The sequence below is a fragment of the Rhodococcus sp. LMD genome (genome assembly GCF_056108245.1).
Genome location: NZ_CM148557.1, coordinates 3,863,462 through 3,885,575 on the forward strand (window position 1 = coordinate 3,863,462; position 22,114 = coordinate 3,885,575).

At 71.4% G+C, this 22,114-nt stretch carries 24 protein-coding genes and 1 pseudogene; 10 read left to right on the plus strand and 15 right to left on the minus strand.

The annotated features are described in order from the left end of the window. Positions 1-74 precede the first annotated feature (74 nt). Positions 75-1,493, minus strand: coding sequence for an ABC transporter substrate-binding protein (locus ACWPQI_RS17590; RefSeq protein ID WP_010592045.1), 1,419 nt, complete (start codon positions 1,491-1,493; stop codon positions 75-77). Positions 1,494-1,768: 275 nt separating this feature from the next. On the opposite strand from ACWPQI_RS17590, the gene ACWPQI_RS17595 reads away from it, so the two are divergent. The 6 genes from ACWPQI_RS17595 (at position 1,769) to ACWPQI_RS17620 (ending at position 6,038) form a co-directional block, all read left to right on the plus strand. Then, a complete protein-coding gene (locus ACWPQI_RS17595) occupies positions 1,769-2,983 on the plus strand; it encodes an inorganic phosphate transporter (RefSeq protein ID WP_010592046.1) in 1,215 nt (404 codons plus the stop codon). Then, complete coding sequence (locus ACWPQI_RS17600; protein ID WP_017680030.1) at positions 2,980-3,243, plus strand: hypothetical protein; 264 nt, start codon at positions 2,980-2,982, stop codon at positions 3,241-3,243. The genes ACWPQI_RS17595 and ACWPQI_RS17600 overlap by 4 nt, the downstream gene beginning before the upstream one ends. Positions 3,244-3,280: 37 nt before the next feature. Next, on the plus strand, positions 3,281-3,619 hold the full coding sequence (locus ACWPQI_RS17605; protein WP_010592048.1) for a DUF3349 domain-containing protein: 339 nt from the start codon (positions 3,281-3,283) through the stop codon (positions 3,617-3,619). Between the two features lie 12 nt (positions 3,620-3,631). Continuing rightward, positions 3,632-3,931 (plus strand): DUF3349 domain-containing protein, encoded by a 300-nt coding sequence (locus ACWPQI_RS17610; RefSeq protein WP_010592049.1) that lies wholly within the window; start codon positions 3,632-3,634, stop codon positions 3,929-3,931. After that, positions 3,928-5,070 carry an o-succinylbenzoate--CoA ligase gene (gene menE, locus ACWPQI_RS17615; RefSeq protein WP_010592050.1) on the plus strand — a complete coding sequence of 381 codons (1,143 nt, stop codon included), beginning with the start codon at positions 3,928-3,930 and terminating at the stop codon, positions 5,068-5,070. The genes ACWPQI_RS17610 and menE overlap by 4 nt, the downstream gene beginning before the upstream one ends. Before the next feature lie 98 nt (positions 5,071-5,168). After that, positions 5,169-6,038, plus strand: coding sequence for a 1,4-dihydroxy-2-naphthoate polyprenyltransferase (locus ACWPQI_RS17620; protein ID WP_010592051.1), 870 nt, complete (start codon positions 5,169-5,171; stop codon positions 6,036-6,038). A 19-nt stretch (positions 6,039-6,057) separates the two neighbouring features. On the opposite strand, the gene ACWPQI_RS17625 is transcribed toward ACWPQI_RS17620, so the two are convergent. The 6 genes from ACWPQI_RS17625 to ACWPQI_RS17650 form a co-directional block, all read right to left on the minus strand. Beyond that, entirely contained in the window at positions 6,058-6,441 is a 384-nt protein-coding gene (locus tag ACWPQI_RS17625) for a phage holin family protein (RefSeq protein ID WP_010592052.1), read from the minus strand. Positions 6,442-6,495: 54 nt separating this feature from the next. After that, positions 6,496-7,050: a Clp protease N-terminal domain-containing protein gene (locus tag ACWPQI_RS17630; RefSeq protein ID WP_010592053.1), complete on the minus strand. Its 555-nt coding sequence runs from the start codon at positions 7,048-7,050 to the stop codon at positions 6,496-6,498. Between the two features lie 6 nt (positions 7,051-7,056). Further along, positions 7,057-7,272, minus strand: coding sequence for a hypothetical protein (locus ACWPQI_RS17635; RefSeq protein ID WP_003937583.1), 216 nt, complete (start codon positions 7,270-7,272; stop codon positions 7,057-7,059). 67 nt (positions 7,273-7,339) lie between these two features. Then, positions 7,340-8,077: a lysophospholipid acyltransferase family protein gene (locus ACWPQI_RS17640; RefSeq protein ID WP_010592054.1), complete on the minus strand. Its 738-nt coding sequence runs from the start codon at positions 8,075-8,077 to the stop codon at positions 7,340-7,342. A gap of 65 nt (positions 8,078-8,142) precedes the next feature. Beyond that, positions 8,143-9,234, minus strand: a complete 1,092-nt coding sequence (gene cds1 / locus ACWPQI_RS17645) for an L-cysteine desulfhydrase Cds1 (protein WP_017680034.1) — start codon at positions 9,232-9,234, stop codon at positions 8,143-8,145. Beyond that, positions 9,235-9,504 (minus strand): DUF4229 domain-containing protein, encoded by a 270-nt coding sequence (locus tag ACWPQI_RS17650; RefSeq protein WP_172603578.1) that lies wholly within the window; start codon positions 9,502-9,504, stop codon positions 9,235-9,237. A gap of 243 nt (positions 9,505-9,747) precedes the next feature. Between ACWPQI_RS17650 and ACWPQI_RS17655 the strand changes: the two genes are divergently transcribed. Together ACWPQI_RS17655 and ACWPQI_RS17660 are read left to right on the plus strand one after the other, a co-directional pair. Continuing rightward, entirely contained in the window at positions 9,748-9,957 is a 210-nt protein-coding gene (locus tag ACWPQI_RS17655; protein WP_006935908.1) for a BldC family transcriptional regulator, read from the plus strand. 126 nt (positions 9,958-10,083) lie between these two features. Further along, entirely contained in the window at positions 10,084-10,284 is a 201-nt protein-coding gene (locus tag ACWPQI_RS17660; RefSeq protein WP_010592058.1) for a hypothetical protein, read from the plus strand. Between the two features lie 156 nt (positions 10,285-10,440). Here ACWPQI_RS17660 and ACWPQI_RS17665 read toward each other — a convergent pair. The 7 genes and pseudogenes from ACWPQI_RS17665 to hemL all read right to left on the minus strand — a co-directional run. Then, positions 10,441-11,451: pseudogene (locus tag ACWPQI_RS17665) on the minus strand (MinD/ParA family ATP-binding protein); the annotation flags it as partial. Between the two features lie 35 nt (positions 11,452-11,486). Next, positions 11,487-12,470, minus strand: coding sequence for a c-type cytochrome biogenesis protein CcsB (gene ccsB, locus ACWPQI_RS17670; protein WP_010592060.1), 984 nt, complete (start codon positions 12,468-12,470; stop codon positions 11,487-11,489). Continuing rightward, positions 12,467-14,143: a cytochrome c biogenesis protein ResB gene (gene resB, locus ACWPQI_RS17675; RefSeq protein WP_017680036.1), complete on the minus strand. Its 1,677-nt coding sequence runs from the start codon at positions 14,141-14,143 to the stop codon at positions 12,467-12,469. Before resB ends, ccsB begins: the two co-directional genes overlap by 4 nt. Then, entirely contained in the window at positions 14,140-15,000 is an 861-nt protein-coding gene (locus ACWPQI_RS17680; RefSeq protein WP_474738412.1) for a cytochrome c biogenesis CcdA family protein, read from the minus strand. Before ACWPQI_RS17680 ends, resB begins: the two co-directional genes overlap by 4 nt. A 1-nt stretch (position 15,001) precedes the next feature. After that, positions 15,002-15,616, minus strand: coding sequence for a TlpA disulfide reductase family protein (locus tag ACWPQI_RS17685; RefSeq protein ID WP_040271939.1), 615 nt, complete (start codon positions 15,614-15,616; stop codon positions 15,002-15,004). After that, complete coding sequence (locus ACWPQI_RS17690; RefSeq protein ID WP_003937572.1) at positions 15,613-16,263, minus strand: histidine phosphatase family protein; 651 nt, start codon at positions 16,261-16,263, stop codon at positions 15,613-15,615. Before ACWPQI_RS17690 ends, ACWPQI_RS17685 begins: the two co-directional genes overlap by 4 nt. A gap of 52 nt (positions 16,264-16,315) precedes the next feature. Beyond that, positions 16,316-17,638, minus strand: coding sequence for a glutamate-1-semialdehyde 2,1-aminomutase (hemL, locus tag ACWPQI_RS17695; protein ID WP_010592064.1), 1,323 nt, complete (start codon positions 17,636-17,638; stop codon positions 16,316-16,318). 81 nt (positions 17,639-17,719) lie between these two features. On the opposite strand from hemL, the gene ACWPQI_RS17700 reads away from it, so the two are divergent. Continuing rightward, complete coding sequence (locus ACWPQI_RS17700) at positions 17,720-19,288, plus strand: ATP-binding protein (RefSeq protein WP_010592065.1); 1,569 nt, start codon at positions 17,720-17,722, stop codon at positions 19,286-19,288. A gap of 9 nt (positions 19,289-19,297) precedes the next feature. Further along, complete coding sequence (locus ACWPQI_RS17705) at positions 19,298-21,235, plus strand: acyl-CoA dehydrogenase family protein (protein WP_474738413.1); 1,938 nt, start codon at positions 19,298-19,300, stop codon at positions 21,233-21,235. A gap of 22 nt (positions 21,236-21,257) precedes the next feature. Here ACWPQI_RS17705 and ACWPQI_RS17710 read toward each other — a convergent pair whose 3' ends face one another. Beyond that, positions 21,258-22,109, minus strand: coding sequence for a cyclase family protein (locus tag ACWPQI_RS17710; RefSeq protein ID WP_010592067.1), 852 nt, complete (start codon positions 22,107-22,109; stop codon positions 21,258-21,260). Positions 22,110-22,114: the final 5 nt, after the last annotated feature.

Here is a 22,114-nt window from a genome sequence, read left to right on the forward strand (position 1 = left end):
GTCGGTAGAGAACCGGTCGTGTGGAGGCGGGGCGGTGCCGCGCGGGCACCGCCCCGCCGGTCGGTGCAGGCCGGTCAGTCCTGCGGCGCGAGCACGTTCGGGTTCATGAACTTGGTGGCGATCCGGTCGGGACCGAGTTCGGTGCCCCACGTCTCGGGTGCGGTGGCGACGAGGTACTCGTCGTTGCATTCGAACTCGCCGGAGGACTGCGGGAACGCCTGCGTGTACGCGTCGCCCTTCAGCGAGACCATCAGGCCGCACTTGGCGGGCATGTTGGCGCCGGGATCGGTGACGGCGTGCAGACCGCCGCCGTCCCACTCGTGGATCTGCGAGAGCTCGTCGATCATGCACTGCCGGGTCAGGTCCGACCCGCACTCCTTCGCCGCGGTGGCCCACAGCAGGAACGACGAGGTGGCCTGCATGCCCAGCAACGCGGTCTTGCCGCCCTGCTCCTCGACGAGGTCGACGTACTGCTGGACGGCCGGCACCTTGTCGGCGTTCTCGAGCATCTGGAAGCCCATGCCCGCGTACAGGTTGTCGAGCAGACCCCCGGCGTTGGCCTCCTTGACGGTCTCGCCGTACCAGGTGGCCTCACCCATCAGGACGGGATCGATGCCGACCTGTCCGAGTGCCTTGAAGAAGTTCAGTTCGTTCGGCACCGGCGACCGGGAGGTCCACAGGCCTTCGACGCCGCACTCCTTGAACTTCTCGGCGAACGGGACGTAGCTGGCCTCGCCGTCGTAGTTGATGGTGACGCCGCAGTTCTTCAGCTCGAACCCCGCGGCCTCGGCGATCGAGCGCACCTTCGTCAGGGACGTGACGATCGTCGGCATCGTGCTGCCGACGAGGTCGAACTTGTCCTTCAGGTCCGGTCGCAGCTGTGCCAGCTGGAACCAGGCCGAGCCGTTGGCGTAGTCCACGGGGAACGGCACGCCCTGGTAGGTCATCGGGCCGTTGGCCGCTTCCGGGGACACGGTGAACCCGGGCACCGCCGCGAGGTTGCAGGCCACGCGGGTCTGCTCGGCGGTCTGGTCCATCGCGAAGCCGTGGCCGACCATCATGAACTCGGAGCGGCACGCATCCTGCATGACCGAGTTGGCCTGGGTCATCGCGGCGTCGTAGTCGGTGCCGACGATGGTGCGCCCGTTGATGCCGCCCTGGGCGTTGCACCAGTCGATCATCGCGGAGACGGCGTCGGACATCTCCTTGTTCAGGCCGGGGCTCTTGGCGTAGCCGCGGTCGTCGCCGTAGCCGATCCTGATCTCGGTGTCGGTCACGCCCTGGTCGGTGGCACCCGTGGCGTCGCCTTCGCCGCACGGCGAGTCCAGGGTGCCGAACTTGTCCACCGTGAGGGTGTCGGCCGCGGCGGCTCCGGTGCCGCCGGTGCCGGCCCCGCCCGACGGGTCGGCGCCGCGCTCGCCGGCACAGGCCGAGAGCAACGCGACAGAGGCCGTGAGCGCCAGCACGGTCCTGGCGAGTGTGTGCTTGTTCAAGGTCGGGTGTCTCCTTCGTCACAGCAACCCCTGTCCGGCGGTCGGCGCGGGAGGGGTGGTGCGGCGAAAGCTAGCCAGGGCCGCGGAGGCCGCGACGTGGGATTCCCGGTCAGTGAGACCTGCGGTGAAGTCGGTCACACACCGATCGGTGAGTGAATCTCCGCACAGCGGGGAACCGCCGCGGGCACCCTGCCACCGGCGGAACCGTCGAGGTGTCGGTGTTCACCGACCCGTCGCTGTACTTTTACCCACCGGCTACCTCACAATCGGCAGATGTGACCGCAGAGCTTGTCGTCCTCCTGGTGGTGGTAGTCACTGCCCTCGCATTCGACTTCACCAACGGCTTCCACGACACCGGGAACGCGATGGCGACATCGATCGCCACCGGCGCCCTGAAACCGAAGGTCGCGGTCGCCCTCTCCGCCTCGCTGAACCTGGTCGGCGCGTTCCTGTCGGTCGAGGTCGCCGCAACGGTCGCCAAGGGCGTCGTGAACCTGGACAGCACCGGCGGCGAGGCCCTGCTGCTCATCGTGTTCGCCGGTCTCGTCGGCGGCATCCTCTGGAACCTCGCGACGTGGCTGTTCGGCCTGCCGTCGAGCTCGTCGCACGCGCTGTTCGGCGGCCTCATCGGCGCGGCCCTGGCGTCGCTCGGAATCGGCGGCGTGGTGTGGGACGGAGTGATCGGCAAGGTGATCATTCCGGCGCTGCTGGCGCCGGTGGTCGCGGCCCTCGTCGCCACGGTGGGCACCTGGTCCGTGCACCGCATCACCCGCGCGGTGCCCGACGAGACGCGCGGTCACGGCTTCCGCATCGGCCAGATCGGCTCGGCCTCGCTGGTCTCGCTCGCGCACGGCACCAACGATGCGCAGAAGACGATGGGCGTGATCTTCCTGGCGCTCGTCGCGCACGGCAGCATCACCGCCGACGCGGAGATGCCGTTCTGGGTGAAGTTCTCCTGCGCCGTCGCGATCGCCCTGGGCACGTACCTCGGCGGCTGGCGCATCATCCGCACGCTCGGCAAGGGGCTGGTGGAGATCGCACCCCCGCAGGGCATGGCGGCCGAGTCGTCGTCGGCCGCGATCATCCTCACCTCGAGCCACTTCGGCCTGCCCCTGTCGACCACCCACGTGGCGACCGGGTCGATCCTGGGGTCCGGTCTGGGCACCCGCTCGGCGAACGTGCGCTGGGGCGTCGCGGGCCGCATGGCCGTCGCCTGGCTGATCACCCTGCCGTCGGCGGCTCTCGTCGGCGCGTTGTGCTGGGGGCTGGCCCATCTGATCGGCGGCCTGCCGGGTGTGGTGGTGGTGTTCGCGGTGCTGTGCGCGCTGTCGCTGCTGATGTACGTGCGCTCGCGCCGGCAGCCGATCGACGCCTCAAACGTCACCGCGGAGTGGGACGGCAAGCTCGCTCCCGCGCAGACCCCGGCCCCGGCCCCGGCGCCCGAGGACGTGCCGGCCGCACCGACCACTCCCACGGAGGGACGCCCGTGACCCTGTTGACGAACACCCTGAGCTCGCTGTGGCAGGTCGTCCTCGTCGGCCTCTTCTTCGGGGCGGGCCTGCCGGCGGTCTTCGCGCTCGGCATGCGCTCGCTCGTGGCGGGTCGCGCAGGTGAGCAGGCCCGGCCGAACCCGCTCGGCATCGCCGGTGCCGTCGTCTGCTTCGCCGTCGTGCTGATCGCGATCGTCGCGGGGATACTGTTGCTGGCCTCGGATTTCCTGTCGAGCACCTTCGGCCTCGACCTCTTCTGAGCCACCGCCCCGCCGTCCGTCCCACGAAAGAACGACATTGTCCAAGTACTCGCTCCGTTCGGTCCTCGACTGGCTGCGTGCCGGCTACCCGGAAGGCATCCCGGCCAAGGATCACTTCGCGCTGCTCGCCGTGCTGCGCCGGCGTCTGACGGACGAGGAGATCGCCGAAGTGTGCGAGATGTCGATCGCCACGGCCCACGAGCATCCCGAGCGCCACGTCGACTACGACACGCTCAAGCAGATCATCGCCGGCGTGCTCCACGAGGAACCGTCGGAGGAGGACCTCGAACGAGTCGCCGGGCACCTCGCCGCGGGGGGCTGGCCGGTGGTCGCCGAGGACGGGACCGTGGTGACCGGCGACGACGGGACGGACTGAGGAGGTGCCCCCGTGACGCTTCCGCCGTTCCTCACCTCCATCATCGAATGGCTGCGTGCCGGTTATCCGGAGGGCGTGCCGGAACAGGACTACGTGCCGCTGTTCGCGCTGCTCAGCCGGCGGCTGTCGGAGGACGAGGTCGACCAGGTCGCGCACGCCCTCGTCGACGACGGGGACCTGCCCATCTCGAAGACGGACATCGCCGTGCTGATCACGAAGATCACCAACGAGATGCCGCTCGAACAGGACATCGATCGGGTGCGCCGGCACCTCGAGACCGGAGGATGGCCCCTCACCGGCCCCGCCACATGAACCTCGAGGTGCTGCCAGTCCCCTCCGGCGACGCCGTGCAGGCGGTCCTGCCCGCACTCCGGCGCATGCTCGACGGCGACGGACCGGCCCTGCTCCCGGTGCCGGCCGCCGACGACCGGGAGATCCGGCGACTGACCGGGGCCCTGCGCCCGGGCGAACCCGTCGACGACGGCATCGGTCTCGTCGTCGCCACCTCGGGCACCACGGGCACCCCGAAGGGCGCCCAGTTGACCGCCGCAGCGCTGCGGGCCAGCGGGGACGCCACGCACGAGCGTCTCGGCGGGCCCGGCTCGTGGCTGCTGGCGCTGCCCGCCCACCACATCGCCGGCATGCAGGTGCTGCTGCGGGGCCTGCTGGCGGGAACCAGGCCCGTGGTGATCGACGTCGCCGGCGGCTTCGATCCGGTCCGGTTGCCCGCGGCGATCGCCGCGATGCCCGCAGGACGGCGCTACACGTCGCTGGTGCCCACCCAGCTGATCAAGGCCCTCGATCACCCGGCCGCCGTCGCGGCTCTCGCCGAGCTGGATGCGATCCTGCTGGGCGGTGCCGCCACGCCCGCTCCGGCCCTGCGCCGGGCGCGGGACGCCGGGATCACCGTGGTCCGCACCTACGGGATGAGCGAGACGTGCGGCGGGTGCGTGTACGACGGCGTCCCGCTGGCCGGGACCACGGTCCGGGTCGACGCGCAGTCCCGGGTGTGGCTCGGCGGGGTCACCCTTGCCCGCGGCTACCGTGGTCTGCCCGATCATCCGGCGTTCGCGGAGCCCGGCTGGTTCCGCACGGACGACGCGGGCGAACTCGCCGACGGGATCCTGCGCATCCTGGGGCGCCTGGACGAGGCCGTCTCCACGGGCGGCCTCACCGTCGTGCCGCAGGTCGTCGAGGCCGTCCTGCTCGAGCACCCCGCGGTCCGCGAGTGCGCCGTGATCGGCCTGCCCGATCCGCGGCTCGGCCAGCGGGTGGCGGTCGTCGTCGTCCCGGAGGCCGGCGCCTCCCCCACCCTCGACGAACTGCGAGCCTGGACGAGCGCCTCGCTGGACGTCACCGCGGCCCCGCGGGCGCTGTACGTCGTCCCCGCCCTGCCGTTGCGCGGCCCCGGCAAGGTGGACCGGCGGGCGCTGGTCGCCCGGTTCTCGTAGGTCGACCCGTCACGGCCGAGCGGGCGGATCGGTCATCTCCCTCGGTCGTCTCCTCGGCCCGGCGGGATGCCCTATTCGCTCGATGGCAGGATCGACGCATGGCAACCGCTGGTCAATGGCTCGAAGGCGCCCGTCCGCGCACACTTCCCAACGCGATCGCCCCGGTCGTCGCCGGTACCGGCGCCGCAGCCGCGCTCGACGGCGCGGTGTGGTGGAAGGCGCTGCTGGCGTTGGTGGTCGCGCTCGCGCTGATCGTCGGGGTCAACTTCGCCAACGACTACTCCGACGGCATCCGCGGGACCGACGACGACCGCGTCGGTCCGCTGCGGCTGGTGGGTTCGGGCGCGGCGGCGCCGGCCGCGGTCAAGCGGGCCGCGTTCGCGTGCTTCGGAGTGGGCGCGATCGCCGGGATCGCGCTGGCGCTCACGAGCGCGTGGTGGCTGCTCCTGGTCGGTGCGGTGTGCATCGCCGGCGCCTGGTACTACACCGGCGGCCGCAGTCCCTACGGCTACAGCGGGTTCGGCGAGGTCGCGGTGTTCGTGTTCTTCGGGCTGGTCGCCGTGTCGGGCACGCAGTTCGTGCAGGCCGGCCGGATCGACTGGGTCGGGCTGGCGTGCGCGGTGGCAGTGGGTTCGTTCTCGAGCGCGGTGCTGGTGGCCAACAACCTGCGCGACATCCCCACCGACACCGTCTCGGGCAAGCGCACGCTCGCGGTGCGGTTGGGCGACCCGCGGACCCGGACGCTGCACCTGATCCTGCTGGCCGTGCCGTTCGTGGCGTCGCTGGCCCTGGTGGCGCGCACGCCGTGGGCGCTGGCGGGCCTGCTCGCGCTGCCGTTCGCGGTGCGTGCCCACGCACCGGTGCGATCCGGTGGTCTCGGTATGCACCTGATCCCGGCGCTGCGGGACTCGGGCGTGGCGATGCTGGCCTGGGCCGTCGCGACCGCGGCGGCGCTGTTCGTCGCCTGAGCGGTCGCGCCCGCAAACCTCACTTCCGGTCGGGCACCAGCAGGCCGAGCGCCCAGTTGACGATCGAGATGATCAGGGCGCCCCAGAACGCGGTCCAGAAGCCCTCGACGGTCAGACCGTAGTCGGTGAACTCGCTCAGCCATGCGGTGAGCAGGAGCATCAGCGCGTTCACGACGAGGGTGAACAGACCCAGCGTCAGGATGAGCAGCGGTAGCGACAGCAACTGCACGAGCGGCTTGACGAATGCGTTGACGACGGTGAAGACGAGCGCGATCACCAGCAGGGCGATGATCTCGTCGGTGGCGCCGGTGCCGGATCCCGTGAAGTCGATGCCGGAGACCCACTGGGCCGCCAGCCAGATGGCGACGGCGTTGAGGACCAGCCGGACCAGGAAGTTGATCATGCCGACACTGTTCCACATCCGGCCCCCGGGGACGCCGTCGCGAATCCCGGACGGTCAGGCCGCCCGGCCCCGGTAGTCACGCAGACGGTCGCGCAGGACCCTGCGGGGGACGTGTGACTCGACCAGCGTGCGGGCACGATCGTCGTCGGAGCGCAGGATTCCGAGCAGCAGGTGCTCGCAGCCGATGACGCGGTCCCGCCGCGCGAGAGCTTCCCGCAGGGCGAGTTGCAGGGACTTCTTCGCGGCAGGATGGAACGGCAGATGCCGCGCGAACGGTCCCCGCCGGCCGCCGCCTGGTCCCCGATCGAGGACGCCCTCGCCGAAGCTCTCCTCGAGCCTCGCCCGGACGGAATCGAGGTCGATGCCGATGGCGCCGAGCGCGGCGGCGTCCTCGTCGCCGAGCATCCCGGCGTCCCGGACCAGTTCGCTGCGCACGGTCCCGGCGGTGAGACCCAGGTCGGCGAGCAGGTCACGGAGCGTCGTGTCCGCGGTGCCGAGGACGCCGAGCAGCAGGTGGGCCGGCTCGATCCGTCGGGCGTCCAGCTCCCGGGCCTCTTCCTGCGCGGTGACGACGGCGGCTCGCGCGCCGGCGGTGAATCGTTCGAACACGGCGGATCACCCACGCTTCCGGTTGTACTTCTGGTGGACGGCCTGCCTGCTCACCTCGAGCGCATCGGCGATCGCCTGCCACGACCAGCCCTGCCGGCGGGCGTTGTCGACCTGGATCGCCTCGAGCCGCTCGAGCAACCGTCGCAGGGCGCGCACCGCCCGCAGCCCCTCCGCGGGATCGGGGCTTCCGGCGGCGGCGGCGAGCGTGGTGGCCTCGGTCATGCCGTCAATTTACGTTGACAACCGGCGAACGTCAAGACAAGTTGACAGGACGGGTCCGGCCACCCGATCAGTACCGCGCGACGGCAGCGTCCACGGCACGCTGTAGTTCGTCCTGCACCAGGCGCGTGACGTCACGGACCCTGCCGTCGAGGTCGGTGACCGGGCCGGTGAGGAACACACTCGCCGGACGCGACGGGTCCTTGTCCGGCCCGTATCCGATCCCGACGCACACCAGGGCGGGCTGCGCCCCCAGGTCGCGCGCCCGGCGGACGATGTGGCCGATGCCGGTCCCGAGCGGCTGCAACCGCGTGGGGTCGCCCTCGTTGCAGGTGCCCTCCGGGAAGATCGCGACACTGTCGCCGCGATGCAGCCGGGCGGCGGAGACGTCCATCATCCGGCGTCCGGCGTCGGAGACCGCCCGCAGGCCGTGGTTCTTGGCCCGGAAGACCGGGATCCCACCCATCATGTCGACCTTGCGGCGTCGTGACTCGTCGGCGAACAGCTCGTCCTTCGCCAGCACCCGCGTCCTGCCGATCACCGGGCGCAGCGGCGAGCGCCACGCCGTCGCGGCGAGGACGTACTGATCGCTGTGGGTGAGATGGTTGGCGACGATCAGCAGGGGCGTCCCGCCCCGCACGAGTTCGCGGAGACGATCGCGGACGTCCCCTGCGCAGCACACCCGGGGGCGATACCGAGCGGCGAGCAGGGCGTAGGCCGCCCGGGCGACGGGCCGGCTCTGCCGGTGCCCGAGGTAGAAGTCGTACACGGCTTCGTAGTTGTCCAGGGACACGGCGGGGCGCTCCATGTCCTCACGATACCGAACCTACGCACCCGTAGGCTACGGACTCGTAGGGTCCGGGGCGGCGAGGCTCAGGCCGCCCATCTGCCGGTGGCCGCGAACTTCTCGAGCGTCGCGGTCGGGCCGGCGAGGTCCAGACCCTCCCCGGCCACCCACTCGTCGTCGAAATAGGTACCCGCGTAGCGTTCCCCGCCGTCGCACAGGAGGGTGACGACGCTGCCGTGCCGGCCGTCGGCGATCATCGCCGCGATCAGGCCGAACGCACCCCAGAGATTGGTCCCGGTCGAGCCCCCGACGCGGCGGCCCAGCGCTTCGCTCGCGTGACGCATCGCGGCGATCGAGGCGGCGTCCGGCACCCGGATCATCCGATCCACCACCTGCCCGACGAACGACGGCTCCACGCGGGGCCGTCCGATGCCCTCGATCCGCGACGGCATGCCCGTCGTGTAGTCCGCCGATCCCGTCTCGTACCCGCCGTAGAACGCGGAGTTCTCGGGATCGACGACGGCCAGCCGGGTACGGTGCCGGCGGTACCGGATGTACCGGCCGACGGTGGCGCTGGTGCCGCCGGTGCCGGCGCCGACGACGATCCACTCCGGGATCGGATGTTCCTCGAGCTGCAGCTGGGTGAAGATCGATTCGGCGATGTTGTTGTTGCCGCGCCAGTCGGTGGCTCGTTCCGCGTGCGTGAACTGGTCCATGTAGTGACCGCCCAGCTCGGCGGCGAGCCGGCGCGCCTCGGCATAGATCTCCGGCGGCCGGTCGACGAAGTGGCACTGCCCACCCTGCGCCTCGATGAGCGCAACCTTGGCCGGACTGGTGCTCCGCGGCATGACCGCGACGAAGTCGAGGCCGAGCAGCTTCGCGAAGTACGCCTCGCTGACGGCGGTCGAGCCGGACGACGCCTCGATGATCGGGGTGTCCGCACGCACCCAGCCGTTGCAGATGGCGTAGAGGAACAGCGATCGCGCGAGCCGGTGCTTCAAGCTGCCGGTGATGTGCGTGGACTCGTCCTTGAGGTACAGCTGCACGCCCCACTCGGGAGGCAGCGGATAGCGCAGGAGATGCGTGTCGGCGCTGCGCTGGGAGTCGGCCTCGATCAGCTGGACGGCACGATCCACCCACTCCCGCGACGCACTGCGGTCGACGACGCCTTCGCTCACCTAACGATCCTCGCCACGCAGCCGGGACTGGAGGTCGGCCCGGTCGGCGCGTCGGCGCGCGTCGACGGATGCGATGCCCGCGTTCACCCGGCGGCGCAGCGGCGCGAACACGACGAGCGAGAGCGGCAGCGCGATCAGCACCGCGAAGAGCGCGGCGACCAGCAACGGGATCTCCACCCCGAACAGGCGGGGAAGGTAGAGGATCACCACGGCGAGCACGAGGACGAGGCCCAGCCGGGCCAGCGAGTAGAGGGCGACGTCCCGGGCCAGGGTGCCTCTGTCGGTGCCGGCGTTGCCGGGCCGGCCGGGATTTCCGGGCTGGTCAGGACGGTTCTGCGATGCTTCACTCACCCGTCCAGGGTAACCGCCGCGCGCCGCGGCCCATCTGGTCGACCGTCCGTTTTGTCTATTACTTCCGCTTTACCAACCGTAGACCGTTCGAGCAACCAGGGTATTCGGTGTCAACATGGCCACGACGATCCGAACGAGACGAAACACCCGGAAGGACCATCGATGAGCGCACCCGCATTCAACGGCGCGAAGGAATCACTGCTGACCCCCGGCCAGGTCGCGGCGCTGTTCCACGTGGACCCGAAGACGGTCACCCGCTGGGCCCACGCCGGCCGGCTCGGCTCGCTGCGAACCCCGGGCGGGCACCGCCGCTTCCGGGAGTCCGAGGTGCTGGCGCTGCTGCGCTCCCTCACCACCGAAGCCACCCGCTGACCCGGGCCCACGCCGCATCGGGGACCCGGGGCGCACCGGCACCCTCGTCACAACGAATAGACTGAAGGAGCAGGCCCGGCCGGCCGCGGAAACGCCGGCGGACTGCTCGCGGCGAGGAGGTGCGTGGTGCTCTACCTGTTGGCCATAGTCGGTGCCCTCACGATTGCGGTGCTGCTGTGGAAGGCGTTCGGTCCCGGACTTCGCTCCCAGCCCACCCGCGTGATCGGCCCCGACGACGACCCGGACTTCCTCTGGAAGGTCGACCGGGAGTTCCGTCGCAGGTCCACCGACGGCACCCCCGGCCCCGATCAGGACCCCGGAGACTGACCTCGGGCCGCGGCGCCCGCTCCGTCGCTGCGCTCGCGCCGGAGTGATCCCTCGCTGCGCTCGCAGGGGTCATCCCCCGTCGCTGCGCTCGCCCAGGGTCATCCCCCGTCGCTGCGCTCGCCCAGGGTCATGCCCCGTCGCTGCGCTCGCCCAGGTTCATGCCCCGTCGCTGCGCTCGCCGAGGCCGCCTCGGCGCGGAAAGTCGGCGGCGACCCCCGCCGCCAGTTCCAGCAGCGCCCGCCGGGTGCGTGGCTGCAGCCGGGCCAGGTCGACCTCCGCGCCCTCCTCGAGGTGCGGATCGAACGGCAGCACGTGGACGGCGCGGCAGCGCCGCGCGAAGTGCTCGACCAACCGGTCCACGTCCACCTTGCCGGACCGGGGCCGCACGGCGTTGACCACAGCCACGGAACGGGCCACGAGGGCCCGGTAGCCGTGGGCGTCGAGCCAGTCCAGCGTCGCCGAGGCGCTGCGCGCACCGTCCACCGAGCCGGAACTGACCACCACCAGTGTGTCCGCGTTCTCGAGGATCGCCCGCATCGCCGAGTGCATCAGTCCGGTGCCGCAGTCGGTGAGCACGATCGTGTGGAAACGTTCGAGGATTGCCAGCGTCCGCTCGTAGTCCCGCGCGCTGAACGCCTCCGAGACGGCCGGATCGCTGTCCGAGGCCAGCACCTCGAGCCGATGCCGATTCTGTGCCGTATGGGCCCGGACATCGCCGTAGCGGCGGATGCTCGCCTCGTCGCGCAGCAGCGTGCGCACCGTCCCCGAGGTCCGGTCGGCGACCTTCTGGCTGAGCGTTCCCCGGTCGGGGTTGGCATCCACCGCGATCACCCGGTCGCCTCGCAGGGACGCGAACGTGGATCCGAGCGTGACCGTGGTAGTGGTCTTTCCCACCCCGCCCTTCAAGCTCAGCAGTGCGATCCGGTAGCAGCCCCGGAGCGGTCCGCGCACCTGCTCTGTCAACTCACGCCGCTGCCGGTCCCGCCGGCCGTCGCCCGGATCGATGCGCCCGCCGGTGCCGCGGTACACGGCCCGACGCCACCCCCGCGCGGGCGCCGACTGTACCCGGTTCACGAGCAGCGACGCGTCCAGATCCCGCGCCGACGGCTGTGCTGTCCCCGCCCGCTCGCCCTCCTGCGGCACCACGCTGTCGTCCCCCGTCCCCGGTCCCCCACGGCCCGGCCGACGCGGACGATAACAGATCAGTTCAGGCCGGCGTACGAATGCAGACCGGAGACCACCATGTTGATGATGAAGAGGTTGAACAGCATGGCGACGAACCCGGCGACGTTGATCCACGCCGCACGGGTGTTGCGCCAGCCCGACGTCGCGCGGGCGTGCAGGTACGCCGCGTACATCACCCAGGTGATGAAGGAGACGGTCTCCTTGGGATCCCAGCCCCAGAACCGGCCCCACGCGGCCTCGGCCCAGATCGCGCCCAGGATGATGCCGGCACCGAACAGCGGGAACCCGATGATGGTGGTGCGGTAGGCGAGACGGTCCAGGGTCTGCGCGTCGGGCAGGCGTTCGGCGATCCGGCCGAACACGCCGCGGCCCTCCTCGCCCTTCGGGAACCGGATGCGCAGCAGGAACAGCAGGCTGGCGACGCCGGAGACCAGGAAGATGCCGCTGCCGACGCTGATGATGGTCACGTGGATGGGCAGCCAGAACGACTGCAGGGCGGGCACGACGGGGGCGGCGTCGGCGTACAGCACGGTCGCCGCGAGGAACATCAGGATCAGCACCGGCACGAGCAGGTAGACCCACATGATCCGGTAGGCCGGCTTGCGCAGCACCACCAGCCCGAACAGCACCGCCGCGGCGCACGCCATGGCCACGAACTCGTACATGTTGCCGAGTGGGAAGCGCTCGGTGGACAGCCCGCGCAGCACGATCGACGTCACCTGCAGGGCAGCCACCACGACGACGAGCGCGCGCCCCATGTTGCCGAGTCGCTCGGACAGCGTCCGGCCCCCCACCTCCTCGACCCGGCCCGGCCCGGCCGGCACCGGCGGCGGCTCGGCCGCCGCGCCCACGGCGACGAGTTTGCGCTCGCGCTCGGCGACGAGGTCGGCCCGGTGCGACGCGTACTCGGCGATCAGCAGCACCAGCGCGAGCACCAGTACCGCGAACGCCGATTCGAACGCCCAGTCGCTGTACTGCGCGAGGGTCTCGTTGAGGGTCATGCCTTCTTCTCCTGTGCTGCCTTCGCACGTGCGGTCGTGTCGTCGCCGAGCAGTCGGCCGGTCAGACGCTCGAACTCGTCACCCCATCCGGCCTGGTCGGTCCGGGCGAGACCACCGAGTTCTACTACGGTACGTCGTTCCCCGTCGGCCACTGTACCGGCCGGGTAGACCCGCACCCAGACGCGGCGACGTTTGATCAGCAGCGACACCAGCAGCCCCGCCATCATCGTGACGGCCGACACCAGCACCCACGTCTGCGCCGGGTCGTGGGAGACCTGCAGGTTCACGAAGTCGGTCGCGCCGTCGAACCGGATCTGCGTCCCGTCGGCGAGTGTCACGCTCTCTCCCGCATACAGGTTCACGCGGTCCTGCTTGACGAGCCGGCCCTGGTTGATCAGCTCGCCGTTGAGGGAGAACAGCGACTGCGGAGTGCCGGTGTCCAGGCCCGTGTCGCCCTTGTAGATGTCGATCGCGACGGCGGGATCGGTCAGCGCCGGGTAGCCGGAGGACAACAGGTTGCCGTGGAACACCGCGGTGGGCGCGAACAGCCCCTCGATCGCGATCTGGTTGCGCCGCCGCTCGTCGGCATCCGGGTACATTCCGCCCGGCGGGTCGAACCGCATCGCACCACTGCTGAGGAAGGTGGTCGCGTCGTCCGGTCGCCACTGCAGCGTCTCGGTGCGGGTCTCGCCGTCGGGCCATGTCACCGTGAAGGACGGCGCGAAACCGTGGCCCTGCAGGTAGACGCGGTCGCTGCCGACCCGCAGCGGGTGGTTGACCTTCAGCTGGGCCTCGCGCCAGGTGTTCGTCGCCAGGTCGGCGCCCGCCTGATAGTCGATGTTCGAGGTGAACATCTCCGCCTGGCCGTTGTCGAGATAGTCCGCGGAGAAGTCCTTCACGCGGATGCACATCGGAGTCAGGCCCGTGCCGTCGAGGGTGTTGCCCGCGCGGAAGGAGTCGAACGCCGCCGGCGAGCTGGTGCAGAACTCCTCACCGTCGGCGACCAGGATGCGCTGGCCCTCGTAGCCGAACAGCTTGCCCACCGCGACCGCGGCGAGCAGCCCCACCAGCGCGAGGTGGAACAGCAGGTTGCCGGCTTCGCGCAGGTATCCCTTCTCCGCGGAGAGGGTGAGTTCCCCGTCGCGCGCGCCCCGGCGGGCGGCCGTCTCGCCACGCTCGGCGACGCGCCAGCCCCGCAGCTGGCCCCGCACCCGGGCGAGCACCTCGTCCGGGGCGCCGTCGACCGTGGTCTCGAGATGGTGCGCCAGTCGCGACAGGTTGCGCGGCGCCGGCACGGGCCGGGTGCGCAGCGCCCGGTAGTACTCGGTGCAGCGCGGCAGGATGCAGCCGATCAGGGAGACGAACAGCAGCACGTAGATCGCGGTGAACCAGAAGCTGCCGAACACGTCGAACAGCTCCAGCCGGTCCATCAGCGGACCGAGGGTCGGGCGCGCGGCGATGTACTCGTCGACCTTGCCGGCGTTGAGGCTGCGCTGCGGCAGCAGGGCGCCGGGGATCGCGGCCAGCGCGAGCAGGAACAGCAGCACCAGCGCGGTGCGCATCGACGTCAGGCCGCGCCAGGTGTTGCGGACGAACGCCGCGGCGCGACCGGCCGGGCCCTGCCGCGGCGGGGTCGGTGACGGTGGGGCGGTGGGTGTGTCGGTGGCCGTCATATGGGGAGCGTGACCTCGGAAATGAAGGCGTCCCGGATCCAGGAGACGAACACGTCCCAGGCGCCGGTGACGAGGGCGATTCCGACGGCCACGAGCATGAAGCCGCCGACGAGCTGGACGGTGCGGGCGTGGGCGCGCAACCAGCCCACCCCGCGCAGGGCCCGGGCGGAGCCCAGCGCGAGTACGACGAAAGGCAACCCGAGACCGAGGCAGTACGCCACGATGAGCGCGACGCCCCGGGCGGCGGTGGCGCCCTCGGTGCCGGCGGCCAGGGAGATCACCCCGGCAAGGGTGGGACCGAGGCACGGCGTCCAGCCGAGGGCGAAGACGCCGCCGAGCAGCGGCGCGCCGGCCAGGCCGGAGATCCGCCGGGGTTCGGGGCGGGTGTCGCGCTGCAGCGCCGGGATCAGGCCGACGAAAACCAGGCCCATCATGATGGTGACCACCCCGCCGATCCGCATCAGCAGCTCGCGGTTGACGGCGAGCGCGGAGATCGCCCCGAACACCGACGCGGTGGCGAGGACGAACACCACCGTGAATCCGGCGACGAACAGCGCGGCTGCTCCGGCGACGCGCAGCCGTCCGTCGGCGCGGACGGTGGTGGTGCGTCCACGCGCCTCGGCGGCGGTGACCGCCGGCGCCTCGGCGCCCACGACCCCGGCCAGATAGGACAGGTAGCCGGGCACCAGCGGCACCACGCAGGGCGACGCGAAGGACACGAGCCCGGCCAGCAGGCACGCTCCGAGGGCCAGCAGCAGCGGGCCGGACGAGGCGACCGACTGGAAGGTGTCCCCGATGCCCGCGGCGAGGACGGCTTCGCTCACGAGCGAATTGCTGCTCACGACTGCACCACCCATGTCACTGCTCGGCGGGGGCTTCCGCGGCGACCCGCTCGACGACGGGCTGCAGATCGCTCGCGAGCAGTTCGGTGAGGAAGACCGCCGCGACGCGGTGGTCACGGTCGAGGACGACGGTGGTGGGGACGACCGACGTCGGGTAGTTCGCTCCCAGCGCCAGCAGCGAGCGCATCGACGGGTCGTAGATCGACGGGTAGCCGACCCGGTTGTCGACGACGAAGTCCTGGGCCTTGTCGCGCTGGTTGTCGCGGACGTTGATGCCGAGGAACTGCACGCCCTGATCCTCGGTGGCCTCGTAGACCTGTTCGAGGTCGTCGGCCTCGCTACGGCACGGGGCGCACCACTGGCCCCACACGTTGAGCACCACCACCTGGCCGGCGTAGTCGTCGAGCGAGATCGTCTCGCCCTCGTTCATCAGGTCCTCCCCCGAGAGCGTCCCGAGGGTGCCGCGCTCGGCGGGCGGGTCGTAGAAGATGCGGGTCTGACCGCCCGGCGAGACGAAGTCGAAGGTGCCGCCGGTGGCGACGGCGTCGTCGCCGGTGGCGCACGAGGTGAGGACGCCGCAGGCCAGCGCCGTCGCCGCCAGCGCCGCCCGTCGCGTGGCCCGGCGACTCATGCGCCGTGGACGGTCGGGTCCGAGGCCCCGGCCGGTTCGGAGTAGACGATGTCGACCAGGGTGTCGCCCTGGTACACCAGCGAGGTCAGCGACGCCAGGCTGCACTGCCGGTGCTGCGGGTTGTGCCACAGCCGTTCCCCCTCGAGGAAGCGGCGGAGGGTCCACACCGGAAGCTGATGGCTCACGCACACGGCTTCGCGGCCCACGGCGGCGACACGAGCGGCGTTGACCGCGGCCAGCATGCGGTGCGCGATCTGCAGGTAGGGCTCACCCCACGAGGGGGTGAACGGGTCGCGCAGCTTCCACCAGTGCCGCGGGCGGCGCAGCGCCCCGTCGCCGACGGCCACCCGCAGGCCCTCGAACTGGTTGCCCGCCTCGACGAGGTTCTCGTCCGTCGCCACCGGCAGGCCGTGCTTGTCCGCGATGGGCTGGGCGGTCTGCTGGGCCCGCTCGAGCGGGGAGGCGACGATGTGCGCGATGTCGTGGTCGGCGAGGGCCGAGGCCACCGACCGGGCCTGCGCCTCCCCGGTCACGGACAGCCGGAAGCCGGGCAGCCGGCCGTAGAGGATGCCGCTGGGGTTGTGCACCTCGCCGTGCCGGAGCACGTGCACGATGGTGCGGGTCTCGGACGGGGCAGGTTCGGTCACGTGGGAGTTCCTCGGGTGTGCGGCGGGTGTGGACGGCCTGGAAGGGGCGCGCTCAGGCGGTGGCGGCGGCCGCCGCCTTCGCGGCGTGCGGCAGTGCGTCGGCGATGCGGGAGAACGCGTCGTCGTCGAGCGCGGACGAGACGAACCACGTCTCGAACGCGCTCGGCGGGGCGTAGACGCCGTGGTCGAGCAGGGCATGGAAGAACGCCGGGAACCGCCACGTCTGCGCGGCCTTGGCCTGCGCGTAGTCGGTGACCGGCTCCTCGGTGAAGAACACGCTGAGCATGGTGCCGGCGAACTGGACCCGGTGGGCCACGCCCTCCGCCGTCAGCGCCTCACCGAGCATCCGTCCGAGGGTGGTGGCGTTGCGGTCGAGCGCGGCGTAGGCGTCGCTGTCGGCGGCGCGCAGGCTGGCGAGGCCGGCGGCGACGGCGACCGGATTGCCCGACAGGGTGCCGGCCTGGTAGACGGGCCCGGCCGGCGCGAGATGGGCCATCACGTCGGCGCGGCCGCCGAACGCGGCCGCGGGCAGTCCGCCGCTCATCACCTTGCCGAACGTCATGAGGTCACCGGCGACGCCGTCGATGCCGTACCACCCGGCCGGTCCCGCCCGGAACCCGGTCATCACCTCGTCCATGATCAGCAGCGCGCCGTGCTCGCGGGTCAGCTCGCGCAGACCGGCGTTGAAGCCGGGCAGCGGCGGGACGGTGCCCATGTTGCCGGCCGCGGCTTCGGTGATCACCGCCGCGATCTTCCCCGGTTCGGCCGCGAACGCCGCGCGCACCGCCTCGAGGTCGTTGTACGGCAGGACGATGGTGTCCTCGGCCTGGGCGCCCGTCACACCCGGCGACGTCGGCAGCCCGAAGGTGGCGACGCCGGAGCCGGCGTCGGCGAGCAGGGCGTCGACGTGACCGTGATAACAGCCCGCGAACTTGACGATCTTGGTCCGGCCGGTGAATCCGCGTGCCAGTCGCACCGCACTCATCGTCGCCTCGGTACCGGAGTTGACGAGCCGGACCTGCTCGACGGGCTCGATGCGGGCCACGATCTCCTCGGCGAGTTCCACCTCACCGGCGGTCGGCGCGCCGAACGACAGCCCGGTCGTGGCGGCACTGCGCACCGCGTCGACGACGGCCGGGTGCGCATGGCCGAGGATCATCGGCCCCCACGAACACACCAGGTCGACATACGAATTGCCGTCCACGTCGGTCAGGGTGCAGCCGGATGCGGAGGCGACGAAGCGCGGGGTGCCGCCGACCGATCCGAACGCGCGGACCGGCGAGTTCACACCCCCGGGAATCACCTTCGACGCCCGGTCGAACAGTGCGGTGGAAACGGAGTCGCGGGCGCGAGATGCATCGGGGGTCGCAGTCACGACCTCCAGTGTCCCAGTTTCGCGGGATTTGCCAAAAGGCGCGGGCCCTGCAACGGCGGTCGTTGCGGTAGGAATGTGACCATGGTCTCGTTCGACGACGTCCGTACCGCCCTCGCCGACCGGTTCCGGGTCGTCACCGCCGCGTTGTCCGCCGACGGTCGTGAGGTACTTCTCACCGGACCGGTGGACGTCGGCCTGGAGGTCGGCGGATTCGCGGTCGTCGAACTCGACGACGAGCGCCGTCTCGCCGTGCAGGTCCGCAGCGTGCGCATCGTCGAGCGCGAGGGCGCGGACGTCGACGTCGCCGTGGACGAACCGGGTCTGCCGGTGCGCTCCGTGCGCGGCCGCGCCATGGTGCGGACGCTGGCGGGGTCCGCGAGTGTGCTGGGCGTGTTCGGCGACGACCGGTTCGCCGCCACGGCGGAAGTCGCCCCGTTTCCCGAGCGGCATGTGCGCCCGGCCACCGCGGCCGAGACGGCGACGCTCGCGGCCGCCCTCACCGGCAGTCTCGACGTCGGCACCCTGCTGCACGCCCCGGCCGTGGCGGCGCGGCTGCACCCGGCGGGCTTCGCCCGGCACACCTTCATGTGCGGCCAGTCCGGCTCCGGCAAGACGTACACCACCGGCGCGGTCCTCGAGCGGCTGCTCGCCGCGACGACCCTGCCGATCGTGGTGCTCGACCCCAACTCCGACCACGTACACCTCGGCCGGCTGCGGGATCCGGAGGACGACTCCCCCGCCGCGCAGCGGCATCGCGGGGCCGCCACCGGAGTGCGGGTGGTACGGGCCCGCGGCACCGGCTCCGACCACCTGCTGTGCCTGGACCTGAGCGACCTTCCCCTCGTCGCGCAGGCGCTGCTGCTGCGCCTGGACCCGGTGCACGATCTCGACGAGTACTCGGCCCTGCGCCGCGTCACCGCTGCCCTCGACGCGCCCTACTCCGTCGCGGACGTGCGGTCCGCGGCGGCGGCGGACCCCGCGACGGAGCGTCTCGCGACCCGCATCGACAATCTGGGGATCGCGTCGTGGGAGCTGTGGCGGCGAGGGGAGGAACGCTCGGCCGCCGAACTCGACGTGCGCACGGGCCGGTGCTTCGTGATCGATCTCGGCAGTCTGAACAGCCCCGGGGAGCGCGCCGCGGTGTCCCTCGGGCTGCTGGGCCGGCTGTGGATGCTGCGACGGCGGCGCCTGCCGATGCTCGTCGTGGTGGACGAGGCCCACAACATCCTGCCGTCGGTCACGGCGGATCCGTTGTTGTCGAGCACCGCGGATCTGGGGGTGCTCATCGCCGGCGAGGGACGCAAGTTCGGGCTGCACCTGTTCGTGGCGACGCAGCGGCCGGGGAAGGTGCATCCGAACGTCGTCTCCCAGTGCGACAACCTGCTCCTGATGCGGATGAACGGCAGCACCGACATCGAGGAGCTGTCCCACCTGTTCTCCCACGTCCCCCCGGCGATGCTGCAACGCGCCACCACCTTCGGACTCGGCCAGGCACTGTTCGCCGGGCCGATCGCCCCGACTCCGCTGCTCGCGCGCGTCGGCACCCGGGTCAGTCCGGAAGGGGGCGCGGACGTGCCGACGGACTGGGCGCATGCCGCAGCCGATACCGACGTTCGCACATACCCACACGACGGGCTCGAATCGTCCTAATGTCGGTCCATGACGACCACAGCTGAGCACATCCGCATCACCCTGGACGGCGCGTGGCGGCAGGCACGCGAGCGGGCACGCACGGACCTGGACCGGCCCGAGTTCGCCCCGCACTACACACCGGACCTGGACGAGGCCCGGGCGATCACGCTGAAGCAGATGCGGATGCTCGCGGAATCCGGCTACGCCCGGGCGGGCTTCGCGAAAGCGGTGGGCGGCGGCGGCGACGCCGGCGGCGCGGTGGCGTCGATCGAGATGCTCGCCATGTCGGACCTGTCCCTGATGGTCAAGGCCGGTGTGCAGTGGGGTCTGTTCGGCGGCGCGATCGAGAATCTCGGCACGGCCCGGCACCACGACCGCTACATCGGCCCGCTCATCGATCTCGATCTGCTCGGCTGCTTCGCGATGACCGAGACCGGCCACGGCTCCGACGTCCAGTCGCTCGAGACGACGGCCTCGTACGACCCGGGCACCGAGGAGTTCGTCGTCCACTCCCCGACCCCGTCCTCGCGCAAGGACTACATCGGCGGGGCGGCACAGCACGCGACGGTCGCCGCGGTGTTCGCACAGCTGATCACCGGCAGCAAGTCCCAGGGCGTGCACTGCTTCGTCGTGCCGATCCGCGACGAGAACGGCGACGATCTGCCCGGGGTCACCACCTCCGACTGCGGCCACAAGGGTGGCCTGCCGGGCGTGGACAACGGCCGGATCATGTTCGACCACGTGCGGATTCCCCGGGAGAACCTGCTCAATCGGTACGCCGACGTCGAGCCCGACGGCACCTACGTCTCGGCGATCGAGAATCCGAACCGCCGCTTCTTCACCATGGTGGGCACGCTCGTGCGGGGCCGGGTCACCGTCGGCGGCTCGGCCGGTGCCGCGGCCCGCGTCGCGCTGTCGGTCGCCACGCGGTACGCGCTGCAGCGCCGCCAGTTCAGCGCCCCCGGCGACGAGAAGGAAGTGCTGCTGATGGACTATCTGGTCCATCAGCGCCGCCTGCTGCCGCTCATCGCCAAGTCGTATGCGCTGACCTTCGCGCAGAACGAGCTGATCTCCACCATGGACCGGATCCAGACCACGCCCGTCGAGGAGGTGGACCCGCAGGAGCAGCGTGAGCTCGAGGGCCGCGCCGCCGGGCTGAAGGTCGCCAACACCGCCCACGCGACGCGCGCCATCCAGGAGTGCCGTGAGGCCTGCGGCGGTGCCGGGTACATGGCCGAGAACCGGCTCACCGCGCTGAAGGCGGACACGGACGTGTTCACCACCTTCGAGGGCGACAACCACGTGCTGACCCAGCTCGTCGCCAAGGAACTCCTCACCGCCTACGCGGACGAGGTCCGCGGCATGAGCCCGGTGGAATGGATGAAGTTCGCCGCGGTCACGGTGTCGGACATCGTCAAGAAGCGCACCGCCGCCCAGCAGATCCTCCAGACGCTCGTCGACACCCGGAAGGACAACGAGGAGGACGGCAGCCTCTTCGATCGGGGCACGCAGATGGCGATGTTCGAGGACCGGGAACAATACCTGCTCTCGACGGCGGCGCGGCGACTGCAGGCCGCGTCGAACCGCGAGGAGAACCTGTTCGACGCCTTCAACTTCGTGCAGGACCACGTGCTGCACGCGGCGCGCGCCCACATCGACCGGGTCGTGCTCGAGGCGTTCGTCGCCGGGATCGAGTCGTGTCCCGACGAGGAGGCCCGCGAGCTGCTGTCGGACCTGTGCGATCTGTACGCGCTCAGCGTCATCGACGAGGACAAGGCCTGGTACATGGAGCACCGGCAGCTGTCGGTGGAACGGGCGAAGGCGGTGCTGCGCGGCATCAACGAGCGCTGCCGGACCCTGCGTCCCCACGTGACGACCCTCGTCGAGGGCCTCGGCGTGCCGGAGCACCTGCTCGGGTCGGCGATGCTCGACGGCCCGGGCACGGACGCCGGTCGCCTCGGCTGACCCGCCGGGCCGGGTGCGGGATTCAGACCAGTGCCAGCACCCGGCACGGCCCACCGGTGCCGCCGGCGTGCTTCGGCGCGCCGACGACGACGGTCGCGCCGCGTGGCGGCACGGCCGCGAGGTTCGCCATCGCCTCGATGCCGTAGCGGCCCGCGCCGAGCAACTCCACGTGGGCGCCGACCTCGCCCGACCGGTCGAGGCTCAGGGTGTCGACGCCGAGCCCCACGACGTTCCGTTCGTGCACGAGCATGCGCACGGCCTCGCGGTCGAAGCCCGGTGCGTGCGGGATGCGCAGTGCGTCGGCGTTGACGAAGCGGCCGGGGTCGGCGAGGCGGGCCTCCCATCCCGAGTGCATCGCGACGAAGGCGGCCGGCGGGATCGGGCCGTGTTGCCGCTCCCACGTCGCCACGTCGTCGACGGTGACCACCGCGTCGTCGTCCTGCGCGGCCTTGCCGGCGATGTCGACGACGGCGAGCGGGGCCACGAAGTCGCGCACCGGCAGCGCCTCGACGGTCGCGCCGCCGCGCACGATGTGGGCCGGGGCGTCGAGATGGGTGCCGGTGTGCTCCCACAGCGACATCGCGTTGACGGCGAACCGTCCGGTGTCGAACGTGGCCACGGGACGCATCGCGAACCGCTCGTTGCCGGGCCACACCGGGAACTGCGGGGTCAGCGTGTGGGTCAGGTCGATCACCGCGTCGGCCCGCACGGCGGCCGTGTCCCCGCCGGCTCGTGCCGGCGCCGCGGCGGCGGTCGCCGCGCCCAGACCCGCGGCGCTCACGCCGAGGGCGGCGAGGAAGGACCGGCGGCCGAACCGCGGCCGGCCGTCCTCGATTTCGCGGTACACCCGGTCGAGCACGGTCGGTGAGCACATTCGTC

Bases quoted from the DNA above. Each gene is read 5' to 3' on its own strand.
- ccsB (WP_010592060.1), bottom strand. From the start codon at position 12,470: ATGACCCTCAACGAGACCCTCGCGCAGTACAGCGACTGGGCGTTCGAA.
- ACWPQI_RS17710 (WP_010592067.1), bottom strand. From the start codon at position 22,109: ATGTGCTCACCGACCGTGCTCGACCGGGTGTACCGCGAAATCGAGGAC.
- ACWPQI_RS17700 (WP_010592065.1), top strand. From the start codon at position 17,720: ATGGTCTCGTTCGACGACGTCCGTACCGCCCTCGCCGACCGGTTCCGG.
- ACWPQI_RS17640 (WP_010592054.1), bottom strand. From the start codon at position 8,077: ATGGAGCGCCCCGCCGTGTCCCTGGACAACTACGAAGCCGTGTACGAC.
- ACWPQI_RS17655 (WP_006935908.1), top strand. From the start codon at position 9,748: ATGAGCGCACCCGCATTCAACGGCGCGAAGGAATCACTGCTGACCCCC.
- resB (WP_017680036.1), bottom strand. From the start codon at position 14,143: ATGACGGCCACCGACACACCCACCGCCCCACCGTCACCGACCCCGCCG.
- ACWPQI_RS17635 (WP_003937583.1), bottom strand. From the start codon at position 7,272: ATGACCGAGGCCACCACGCTCGCCGCCGCCGCCGGAAGCCCCGATCCC.
- ACWPQI_RS17705 (WP_474738413.1), top strand. From the start codon at position 19,298: ATGACGACCACAGCTGAGCACATCCGCATCACCCTGGACGGCGCGTGG.
- ACWPQI_RS17620 (WP_010592051.1), top strand. From the start codon at position 5,169: ATGGCAACCGCTGGTCAATGGCTCGAAGGCGCCCGTCCGCGCACACTT.
- ACWPQI_RS17685 (WP_040271939.1), bottom strand. From the start codon at position 15,616: ATGAGTCGCCGGGCCACGCGACGGGCGGCGCTGGCGGCGACGGCGCTG.
- ACWPQI_RS17625 (WP_010592052.1), bottom strand. From the start codon at position 6,441: ATGATCAACTTCCTGGTCCGGCTGGTCCTCAACGCCGTCGCCATCTGG.
- menE (WP_010592050.1), top strand. From the start codon at position 3,928: ATGAACCTCGAGGTGCTGCCAGTCCCCTCCGGCGACGCCGTGCAGGCG.
- ACWPQI_RS17680 (WP_474738412.1), bottom strand. From the start codon at position 15,000: ATGGGTGGTGCAGTCGTGAGCAGCAATTCGCTCGTGAGCGAAGCCGTC.